Source organism: Streptomyces sp. NPDC058664, from assembly GCF_042716635.1.
Classification (GTDB): domain Bacteria; phylum Actinomycetota; class Actinomycetes; order Streptomycetales; family Streptomycetaceae; genus Streptomyces.
The window spans coordinates 1-10,639 of the sequence record NZ_JBHXRW010000109.1 but is presented as its reverse complement, the minus strand read 5'-3'; the positions used below and the strand labels follow the sequence as shown (position 1 = coordinate 10,639).

The following is a 10,639-nucleotide window of genomic DNA, read 5'->3' as shown; positions in this document are numbered from 1 at the left end:
GGGTATGAATGCGCTGCGCGCATTCCAAGAGAAAGGCTCCGCTGCGCGGAGCCTAAGCCGCTGCGCGGCTTTACAGAAAAGCGCTGCGCGCTTTTCTGATTCCCGCTTTGCGGGAATTGAGGATTTCCGCTGCGCTCCAATCCTCGGAAGTGAACCAACACCCGCTGCGCGGGTGTTGGGGGCGTCCGCTGCGCTCCCGCCCACCCGGCTCCGCCGGGGCGGCGAGGGTGGCCGGGGTGTCCCCTTGTAAACCCCGGTATCCGGGCCGGGGTCAGGATGGCCGAGCGAGAAGGCCGGCCCCGGCCGGGCGGCCGGGTAAACCCCAGGAGGCCGTCTCGGGAAGGAGTCTGAGAATGCATCACACCCCGGGCCTGTGTGCCGACTGGGAAACCAGCCTGCCACCACCAAACACCTGTTCATCGGGGGAAGGGTGAGGGCGCTTCAAAAGGCGGGGGTTGATGAACTCTGGAATCAGCCCACACCACCCTGCATCAAAATGATGCAGCATGTACCAATGGCGGAACGTGGCCACACCCCCTGACGCACGCATGGACGGGTGCTCGGGGAGCGGTACGAGGGTGCCGGCCACTGCGCCGGACCCACGAGCGAGGAGACCGGAGGCGGAGCGGAGCGGGGAGCAGGACGGCGCGAGCGCGGGGCGTCGGCCCCGTGCCGGGCACCACCAGGACGAGGGCAAGGACCAGGACCATGAGCACCCGCCAGGACGAGGCCGGTGTCCGGGCCGGAGCCAGGCCGTGGACAGTCCCTCACAGACTCACAGCCTGCCCGCCCACCAGCGAAAACGCCCTGTGGGCCACATAGGGACACCACTCACCACGGACATGCTGACGAGCAAGGCCGACCCCACTCACCATGAAGAGGTCCGGGCCGCCGGCCTCAGTCCGCTGGCGCCTGGAGACCGAGCTGGACGGCGGCCAGGGCGACCGCGTCGGCCACGCTCAGACCCTCACCCTCACCGTCGCCGTGGCCGGCTTCGGTGCGCAGGAGTTCGGCGCGTACGGCCAGACGGACGGTGAGGACGCGCTGAGGGCCGGTCAGGTTCCGGCAGCCACGCCGCCGCCCCGCGTAAGGGTCCACCCCGGCACCGTAAAGCCGCACACGCCGCTGTGCGCGCCGAACGGGCGGGGACACGAGGAAAGCCTCGCTCCGGATGCCCACGGGCCCGCGGACGGGCGCACAGCCGCTGTCCGGCGGTGAGGCGGGCCGGGGCCGCCTCGTGTGCACGGCGGTACCGCGTGCACGGGTACCACGCGAGGACCGGCCGGGACCGGTACGGACGGGCGGCGGGCGGTCCGCCGGCACCCGGACCGGCCGGGGCCTGAACGGTCCGCTCGACAACGACCCGGGCGGTTACGGGTTACCGGCCTGCGAGGTAACCGCAGGTGCGCGTTGGGCAGATCGATCGCCGCCGGATAGACAAGCGCGCGAAGCTCCTGGCAGACATGGGCGGTCTTGGTCGAGCGCCCATGCCGGCCAGGAGCTTCACCGTTCGGTGTAGCCGCAATGGCCAACAACTCAGCCGCGCAACCAGACCAGATTGGAAAGAATTCAGCGATTCTCTGATGGTACGCCAGCTATCTAACCGAGCACTTGACTGTCAGATCATACGTGGCACCCAGCCTATCGGCATTGTCGAGGTAGAACGACCCGTAATCAGGGGAGCTCCCCGAGCCTCGCACAATTTTATGAGATTGCGTCGTCGCGGTCACCCCAACCACCTTAGTTATGTAGCTCGCTACCGCTTTTGGCTGTCCTGCCGGGCATACCACATTAACGGCAATGAAGGTCCGCGCCGAAGGTCCCAACTTGTTCCCAGGGAGATCCACAGTCTTCGTGACGAAGATAGTGGGAACCCTGCATGCATAGTCGACTTTAAGATTTGAAGCTTCGGTCTTGCTCGTATTGATGACATCCGCACTGAAGCCGGGGCCTCTATTGCCGTAGGCTGGTTCGACACTGTAGTTGCGCGTGATGACACCTGGACCTGGAGTCAACGCCCCCGTGCCGACCAGTGTCGATCCGAGGGGGCAAAACCAGCCCTGATTGAACACGGCATTGGGTGCCACATAAGCCGTCACGGAATAGGGTTCGTCAAAGGGTGAGTCATCAGCAGAGGCCGTGCCCGTACCAAAGGAAAGCATGGTGCCTGCGAGAAGTGACGCTGCCGCCACCGCCTTGACACTCCGCGTTCGGGAGATTCTTCGATTCTTCATCGTAAACTTCACCGTGAATCCCTTCGGTTAGAACTCTTTGATGGGTCCTCGCTCTCAAAGTAGCCATGGTGCTATTGACGAGGGTGAGTAACCCGTGCTCCACTTCAGGGCCCTTGTGAGCGAAGGGAATGCTGAGCCGGCTGCCCCCGAAGGTCCGGCGGCGCGGCTGGTGGCGTCGCTTCTGCGGAGGCTTCTGAGGGCTGTGCCGCAAGGGTCAGACGGTTTGCCAGCGAGGCAACCGTCGATCCCCCCGGCAGGTACTGGAGTTGTTTGAGCCGGCGCTTGACCGCGCGGGTGAATTCGATGAGGCTCGCGGTGGTGAGGTTCTCGATGTCGCGCTTGATCAGCTCCGGTCGAGGTCCACGGCACCGTCGCCCGGATCGGCCGCACTGAGCCGCCTTGCGTTTTCCGGACATCGGTGTGAGTTCTTGTCCCTTGCCGGACAGCCGCAATAGCTCTGATCTGATGTTCCGTTGCGATCTCTCGGTTTCGTGTCAGTGCGCCACCTGCACGAATATCGCCTTGTGGCAGTGGAATCGCAGCGATCTCTCACACCTCTGACAGTGCGCTCTACTCAGGAAACCGACGCTGAACTGCGCCAACGCACAAGCCCTCGCTGTCTCTCACTTCACTGTCACAAAACCGAGAGATCGCACCAGACGGAACCACACCGGTGAAAGCGGATGACGCCCCAGCAGTGAAGAACCCGCGACGCCCGTCACTTGCTGCGTGCTCGCGTCTCGGACCCGGCCATCCCTCCGTACCCAGGCAGTCCCGGCCGGGAATGAAATCTATGGGCGATTTGTTCGCTTTGGTGTGATTGGTATACCTGCGCAGCGCTCTTACCGGTTACTGGGCTGCGGGGTTTTCCGGTGTGCGCGCTGCCGTGACTGGAGGACCCTCGTCGCTCCTGACGGTCACGGTCTCATCCCCTGCCCCCAGTGCCGGCCCGGCTCTTCCTCCGCGCCCGAAGAGAGCAACCCAGGCCCCACACGGCCGCCGGGGTAGAGCACACCGGCCTTCCGTCCGCCCAAGACAACCATTCGCGTGCCGTATGAGCGGGATCCTGGAGAGGTGACGAGGGAGAGCGTCCGGACGTGCGGTCAGTGCGGCGGGCCGCTGCCCGAGGGCAGCCAGGCCTCTCGCCGGTACTGCTCGGGGGCGTGCCGGACCAAGGCGTGGCGGGCTAAGCGGGAGCGGTGGTGGCGCAGCAAGGTTGAGTTCGCCGCTGCCCTGCGTGAGGGCCAGCTCTCTCACCGACCGGGGAAGCGGTGCCCCATCTGCGGGCAGTGGTGGTTCACCGGCGAGGCCGCCGGCAACCGCAAGCGAAAAGACGCCGTCTACTGCTCATCGACATGCCGTACCCGGGCGTATCGCCAAAGACGATCGCGTTCCAAAGACGCCACACCGTGACGCCGCATCACAGCACGCGGGGCCCGGGTGCACGCGTGCGCAGGAGTCGGGATGCCGGGTAAGAACGCTGTCACCAGCCGCAAACGGCGGGTGTCACGTGCGGCGACGTGCGGCGGGGTCGCGTTCCGCGACGTGCCGGGCGACCGCATCGACTCCGGGGCGGGCGTACCGTTCCAGGGAACGGACAGAGGCGTGGCGTGAGCGGGCCAACAGCATCGGGGTGGACGTACCGTCCTCGGCGTCGTGGGTGAGGGCGCTGTGGCGTAGCCGGTGGAGTGTCCAGCCGTCCAGGTCCTCGATGTCCTCGGGTGAGGCGAGGGGGTTGGCCAGGAGCCGGGTGTTCTCCTCGAAGATCTCCTCGGCCCGGCGGTAGGAGAGCCGGGCCCGGCCGGTCTCCGGGCACACGTCGAGCGTGGGTGTTCCGGCCGGGGCCTTGCGGTCGGTGAGGAACAGCGGGCCGCGGGTGCGGCGGGCGATGAGTCGGGGCAGCAGTTGGGCGGTGCCGGACTGCCAGTGAATCCACTCGGTCGCCCCGCCCTTGGCGGTGATCCTGCCGCGCTTGTCCTGCGGGTACAGGTCTTCCACGTTCAGGCATAGCACCTCGTCGGCCCGTGCGGCACTTTCGTAAAGGAGCTTCCAGAACGTCTTCTCCCGCAGGCCGACGTCCAGGCGCCACAGGGCGTTGATCTGGTTCTCGGCGAGGGCCTTGGTGCGGTCCGGTGGTGCCGGCCGTCGCTCGATGCCGATTGTCGGGTCGCCTTCGATCCAGCCCTGGCGCTGCCACCAGCCGATCACCTTGCGTGCGATGGAGAGTTCTCGGTTGACGGTGTCGGCGTCCATCTCGTCCGCCCGGGCCGCCGCCAGCTCGGCCAGGGCCTCCGGCAGTGCCGGGTCGTCGATCGCTGTGACGGGGAAGACTGGCGGCTTCGCGCCGCGGCGGGCGGGTCCGGTCGGCGCGGGTTCGCCGGCGAGCATCCATGCCCATGTCGTCAGTGAGATCCGGTAGATCCGCGCGGAGGACTTCGCGATGCCCGCGCCGGTGAGATACCGCTCGACGGCCGCGGTGTACGACGCGGGCGGGGCGGACAGGGGCACGACCCGGGCGCGCGGCAACCTGAGTGCGCCCCCGCTCCCGATTTCGGTCACTGGTTCGATCGCCATGCGCGCCCCGCCCCTCCGGCTCTGCCGCAGTAAATGCGTACACCTGGCCCCGGCGGCCGGAATGGTCCGCCGCAGGTCGTGATGATCACGATAGGGGCTCTGCCGCAGTAAATCCGGTATTTACTGCGGCAGTGGCTCAAGAGTCTCGGCACTTGCGTGGTGTCCGCGGTCGTTGGGATGGGCGTGGTCGCCGGAGTCATGGGCGGGGCGCGCTGGATGGTCGAGGCCGTGGGTGAGGCCCTGGTGGTGCGGGCTGGATGGGTTCCAGACTGTTCGACTCCGTCCACCAGGTCAGCTAGGGCAGGCGCACGCGCAGTCGGTCGGAGATCAGTTGCATGTCGCAGGTTGTGGCGACCGGGTTGCTGGGCAGGTTGAGATTGAGGGCGAGCCGGTAGGGGGTTACGGTCCGTACGACTACGACTCCGTCTTCGGAGAAGGACTCGGTCGTGCGATTACCGGCTTTGGTGACCGAGGCGGCGGCCTGGGCTGTTCCCATGCTGGCGCCCGTGGGGTCCGTCAGGGAAAGCTGGCCGGTTCCCGAAGTGCCTCGCAGGGGGATGGTTCCGCTGGCCATGTCGAGGTCGCCGGGGAGTTCGGAGAGCGTCAGCGTCAGGCGGCGTCCGTCGACTCGGCCGTAGACGTCCCCGCCGCCGGGCAATGAGCACTCGTCGGAATTCAGTGTTTCCAGGGTCCTGTCGTTGTCGATGTAGGTTGCCGGAGTGGTGGACGTTGTGTGGGTGACGATGTGGTCCCCGGCGCAGTCCAGCGGGCCCAGTTCGAAGCCGGGCACGGTGACAACCGGGTTGGTGATCTCATACCGCTGGGTCGTGATGGTGGCGACCATGCGGCTGTTGCCTTCCTGAACGCGCACCACCTTCTCGACCGGATCTCCCAGGGGCCGGAACGAAGCACTCATCGATGCCTCGCCGGCAACGGGATTGCCGTCGGCATCGATGATCTCGCCCCGGCCTTGGAGATGGCCGTCTGTCCAGTTTCCCGGCGCTCCGAAGGCTTCGTAGCGAAGGTCACCGCTGCCGGCCGTGTCGTAGGCCCTCATCTGGAAATCGTCTGCGCCGAGGCTGTTCCGGCCGACCTTCGCTCGGACGAACAGAGAGCCGTCGGTGGAGGTGGCGAAGCAGGCCACACCCTCACTGGTCACCGTCTGCTCGTAGATTCCCCCTGGGCTGGCCGAGGCGGCAGGCATCCACCCAACGGCCAAAGCGACAACACCCGCAGCAACCGCGCCTCGCGCAGTGATGGCGCGCCGTCTGCGTCCGATCGGCACTCGGGGACGGTGGCGGTGTGAGTCGGTGGACGGCATCTGTACGGGGGCGTTGCTGCTCAAGAAAGGGCCTCCATGTCTGCGAGCGGGAGTCAATCATTCGTCCCGCTATGAAATCGAGTGATGCGAAAATGCCTGGTTTGCGCAGGCCCGAGTATGGTGGCTCCCGATTGCCGGGAGCCACCACATGAATGGTTCGCTATCAGGGTCCGGTCGCCCGTTGCGGCGTCAATCGGCGGTGCCGAGCAGTGCCTGCGCGATGGTCTGGTGGCCGCGCCGCTGGGTGTTACATGGGCGTTTTGGTTACCTTCAGGTCGTAGGCGAATGCGTCAGCGCATGTCAGTCGCGCTGTCTTGCCGAGAACGCGGACGGTGACCTTGGGCTTGAGCCTTTGATGGGTTCCCTCGGAGACGATGGTCCAGCCGTCGTCCTGGTAGACGTCGTGGACGGGCGTGGGCTTCCCCTTGAGGGCGTAGAGGCCCTTGATCACGGCTGTGCCGGCCGGGCTGGTGTCCTCGCCGAGACGCTCGATGGGCAGCTCGGCGTTGATTGAGCTGTGGTCGAACAGCCGCGTGGGCGTTGAGCCGCCCCCGTACTCCCCGTCGGGTCCCTCGACGTGCGCGTTGACGAAGGAGCCGTGCAGCGAGTTGTCGTACAGCTCGACCGTTACGGACCGCTGGCCTGCCTGCCCGGTGCAGGACAGTACGTGCCCCTTCTCGTATGTGATCACCGCACCGCTGTCCGCCGTGGCAGGTGCCGCCTGCGCCACGGCCGGAAGCCCCATGGCCAGTACACCAGCGCAGGCCATTATGGCGGCCCGCATCACACGCTTCTTCACACATGCCTCCCGGAAGCTGGATGGTTACGTCTGTAGACGCCCGCAACAGGCGGCACGGACAGGTAATCGATACTCAACTTTTCCACGGGGACGGATCGGCGATACACGGGAATAGGGGATGTCCCCGCCTGCTGAGGCACCGCCGCGCGGCAACCCCGGACCTCGGGGCCCACCAACGCGGTTTGGTCAGGCAAACTCTCAGGGAGATGGAGGCCCAACGGCAGGTGAAACGGCCCGGCAAGGCCATGAAGCGCAGCAGCCATAAGGACAGAAAAGGCAGAACCAGTGGATCATGGAGTCATTGCGGACCGTTATCGGCTCGGTGAGCTGATCGGACGCGGAGCCATGGGAGCGGTGTGGGCTGCCCAGGACACGAAGCTGGGACGTGCAGTCGCGATCAAAGAGATCCGGGCACGCGCCGACCTTGATACCGAGGAGTGGCGCCAGCGGTCGGAGCGGGCGCTACGGGAGGCCAGGGCTGCAGCAGTGGTCCGGCACCGGAACGTGGTCGTCGTTCACGATGTCGTCACGGACGAGGGCCGGCCGTGGATCATCATGGAACTGGTGACGGGCCACTCCCTCGCGGACGAACTGGCCACCGGCCCGATGGCGGCCGGCGATGCGGCCCGCATCGCGCGCCAGGCGCTGGACGGGCTGATCGCTGCGCACGCCTGCGATGTCGTGCACCGTGATGTCAAACCGTCCAATCTTCTGTTGTCCCGGCCGGACGGCCGCACGGTTTTGACGGACTTCGGTATCGCCTCGATGGCCGGCGCCGGCACGCTGACCAGCCCTGGCGCGATGATCGGAACACTGGATTATCTGTCGCCGGAACGTATCCAGGGCCTGCGAGCCGTACCAGCATGTGATCTGTGGTCCCTGGGAGCGACCCTTTACGAGATGGTCGAGGGACGCTCTCCGTTCCGCCGCAACAATGAGTTCGCGACCCTCCAGGCAATACTGGAGGGGACATACGACCCACCCCGGAACGCCGGTCCTCTCGCCGAGGTCATCAACGGCCTTCTGGCCAAGGACCCGTCGCTGCGGATGACGGCACAAGACGCCCGGTCCGTGCTGATCGCCGCTGAGCGTCCTGATGCGCCGTCCTCCATCGGGCTCCTACCCCGCCCAAAGGCGCAGGCCGACGCCGCCGGCGCTCCCGACGGCCGGCGGCAATCCCTCTCCGGAACGGGCACTACCTCTGCGGAGCGTCCGCCTACCGCCCTTCTGCGCCAGCCTGCTCATGTCCCGCCGGAGCACACCGGCCCGGCACCGGCTGCCAGGGTGGCCTCCCGCCGATGGCTCACCCGTGCCCTCATCGGCATGACGGTCACGGCTCTGGCCGCCGTGGGACTCTATGCCGTGCCACCTCTCATGGCCGAACGACCCTCCAGTGCCGCACCGGGGCCTGCGTCACCGACAGGTGGGCGTACGGGGTTCCGTGCGATCAGCGACCCTTCCGGATTCACCGTCGAGATCGGCAAAGACTGGACCGGGCCCTATGCGGACAAGCGCCGCATCTTCTACTACTCGGCAGATCGAACGTACCGGCTCGGCGTCCACCTGTCCCCGCCCGACGGAAAAGGCGACCCATATGCCGAACTCTCGCAACAGGACAACAACGGCACCGGCACCACCGCAATCGCCGAATACCCGAAATACCAGCGCATCCACCTGAAGCGGACCGAGCACAACGGCGCACCAGCCGCCCTCTGGGAGTTCACCTGGTACGACACCACCTCCGGCATCCGCCACCGCTCCATCGACCTGCGATACACCAAGAACGGGCGCACCTACGACTTCTGGGTCGCCGGACCCGACAGCACAGCCCCCACCATACGGAAACACTTCGACGCGGCGAGAGCCAGTTTCTCCCCCACCCGATAGGGGGTGGTTCTGCGGGAGCCGGTGATCCCGCGCTCTGGGGGACCAGGAGGCCTATTCACGGGGGTTTCACCAGCCTGTTTTGTAGAAGGCGAGGGCGGTGACGGCCTTGACGATGTCGGGGAATCGGGCGAGGGGCCCGCGGTAGCGGGTGGCGAAGATCTTCCAGTCCTTGAGGTGCGCGATGGCCCGTTCGACGGCGGCTCGGAGGGTGTTGACCGAGTGGTTGGCGGCTTTGTCTCCTGCGACTCGTTCCCGGCCGGGCGGTTTGCGCCGTGGTGTGATCAGGCCGGAGCCGACGTAGCCCAGATCGCCGAGGCCTTCGCGTTCGGCGAAGACCTCGGGAAAAGAGGACTGGCGCCAGGCGTGCATGTCGTGGCGGGAGCCCGGGACGGGCGCGGAGACCGCGAGCAGATCCCCGGCGAGCGTGGCGGCGACCTGCAGGTTGAAGCCGGTGTCACGGTGCTTGCCGGAGAACAGCCCGGTGCCTTCGCTTCTCCAGTCCCACGTCGTCACCAGGGTGCCGTCCACCAGGACGATCCGGCCGGCGGACACCTGGGCGGGGTCGGTAACGTGGCCGGCCAGGACCTTCTCCACCACCGGCAGCAAGGCCGTCCACCGCCTGGAGACGGTGGCCTGACTGATGTCAAACAGCTCGGCGGCGGCCTTCTGAACCGGGTTCTGCCGCAGCAGGAACAACACCAGCACCACCGACTTGTACAACCCAAGCGCGCACATCCGCCCCGGCGCCACCGGCGGGTCCGGATCCTCCACGAGCTCACGATGAACCCGTGCCACCAGCCCATCGAGTTGATCGGTATCCAGCCCTGTCGTAACGTTCCAGCCCAATGGCCCTGCCCCGGTAGAGACCTGATGTTGTCGCAGACCTCAGGCTATCGAGCAGGGCCATCCTCATGATCGAAAAGAACCCCGTGAATAGGGCTCCAGCTGTCTGTGCGAATGCCTTTGCGGACCAAGCGTCTGGTCAGGAAGTGGTGAGGGCCTGCTCCGATAAGACGTCTGCCCGCTCGGTGCGGGTGGCTGGGTCTGTTCGGCGGGTGTCTTTAATTCGTTTCACTGAGCCGTTTTCATCGGGACTGTAAGAAATTCGGTGTATCCGACTCATGGAAGATGCACCTGTGACCAGTGAAAAGTTAGGGACCGAGGCCGGCTCGGCCGCGGTGGACGACCGGTTCGTGGAGGAGCTCGTCTCCCGGGCCCAGGCCGAAGGTCTGCAGCTGACGGGCGAGGGCGGGCTGCTCCAGCAGCTCACCAAGCGGCTGCTGGAGTCGGCTCTCGAGGGCGAGATGAGCGACCATCTCGGCTATGACCGGCATGATCCGGCCGGGAAGAACGGCGGCAACTCCCGCAACGGCAAGCGCTCCAAGACGGTCGTCACCGACGTCGGTCCGGTGACCGTCGAGGTGCCGCGGGACCGGGAGGGCGCCTTCGAGCCGCGGATCGTCCGCAAGCACCAGCGGCGGCTGACCGGGGTGGACGAGATGGTGCTGTCGCTGTCGGCGAAGGGCCTGACCCATGGCGAGATCTCGGCTCATCTGGCCGAGGTCTACGGCGCCGATGTGTCCAAGCAGACCATCTCCACGATCACCGACTCGGTGATGGAGGGCATGGCCGAATGGCAGGCCCGCCCGCTCGACTCGGTCTATCCGGTGGTCTTCATCGACTGTGTGAACGTGAAGATCCGCGAGGGTCAGGTCGCCAACCGGCCGATTTAGACCGACCGGCAAATGGATCACTTGAGGCGTCGGGTGGTGGGCCGGTTGTCCCAGCGGTACCGGTTCGCCGATCGTCTGATGAGCATACGGA

General features: G+C 66.3%; 6 protein-coding genes and 1 pseudogene. 2 read left to right on the top strand and 5 right to left on the bottom strand.

From position 1 onward, the window contains the following. Positions 1-897 precede the first annotated feature (897 nt). The 4 genes from ACFWUY_RS39365 to ACFWUY_RS39350 form a co-directional block, all read right to left on the bottom strand. Positions 898-1,098 carry a hypothetical protein gene (locus ACFWUY_RS39365; protein WP_384121422.1) on the bottom strand — a complete coding sequence of 67 codons (201 nt, stop codon included), beginning with the start codon at positions 1,096-1,098 and terminating at the stop codon, positions 898-900. A 2,642-nt stretch (positions 1,099-3,740) separates the two neighbouring features. Then, a complete protein-coding gene (locus tag ACFWUY_RS39360) occupies positions 3,741-4,808 on the bottom strand; it encodes a tyrosine-type recombinase/integrase (RefSeq protein WP_384121419.1) in 1,068 nt (355 codons plus the stop codon). A 295-nt stretch (positions 4,809-5,103) separates the two neighbouring features. Next, positions 5,104-5,967 (bottom strand): hypothetical protein, encoded by an 864-nt coding sequence (locus ACFWUY_RS39355; protein ID WP_384121417.1) that lies wholly within the window; start codon positions 5,965-5,967, stop codon positions 5,104-5,106. 409 nt (positions 5,968-6,376) lie between these two features. Next, positions 6,377-6,928: a hypothetical protein gene (locus ACFWUY_RS39350; protein ID WP_384121414.1), complete on the bottom strand. Its 552-nt coding sequence runs from the start codon at positions 6,926-6,928 to the stop codon at positions 6,377-6,379. 285 nt (positions 6,929-7,213) lie between these two features. On the opposite strand from ACFWUY_RS39350, the gene ACFWUY_RS39345 reads away from it, so the two are divergent. Further along, positions 7,214-8,815 carry a protein kinase gene (locus ACFWUY_RS39345; RefSeq protein WP_384121411.1) on the top strand — a complete coding sequence of 534 codons (1,602 nt, stop codon included), beginning with the start codon at positions 7,214-7,216 and terminating at the stop codon, positions 8,813-8,815. Positions 8,816-8,881: 66 nt separating this feature from the next. Here the strand turns inward: ACFWUY_RS39345 and ACFWUY_RS39340 are convergent, their stop codons facing one another. Beyond that, on the bottom strand, positions 8,882-9,661 hold the full coding sequence (locus tag ACFWUY_RS39340; protein WP_384121407.1) for a transposase family protein: 780 nt from the start codon (positions 9,659-9,661) through the stop codon (positions 8,882-8,884). Between the two features lie 275 nt (positions 9,662-9,936). Here ACFWUY_RS39340 and ACFWUY_RS39335 point away from each other — a divergent pair. Further along, positions 9,937-10,545 (top strand): annotated as a pseudogene (locus tag ACFWUY_RS39335) (transposase); the annotation flags it as partial. Positions 10,546-10,639: the final 94 nt, after the last annotated feature.

Bases quoted from the DNA above. Each gene is read 5' to 3' on its own strand.
- ACFWUY_RS39360 (WP_384121419.1), bottom strand. From the start codon at position 4,808: ATGGCGATCGAACCAGTGACCGAAATCGGGAGCGGGGGCGCACTCAGG.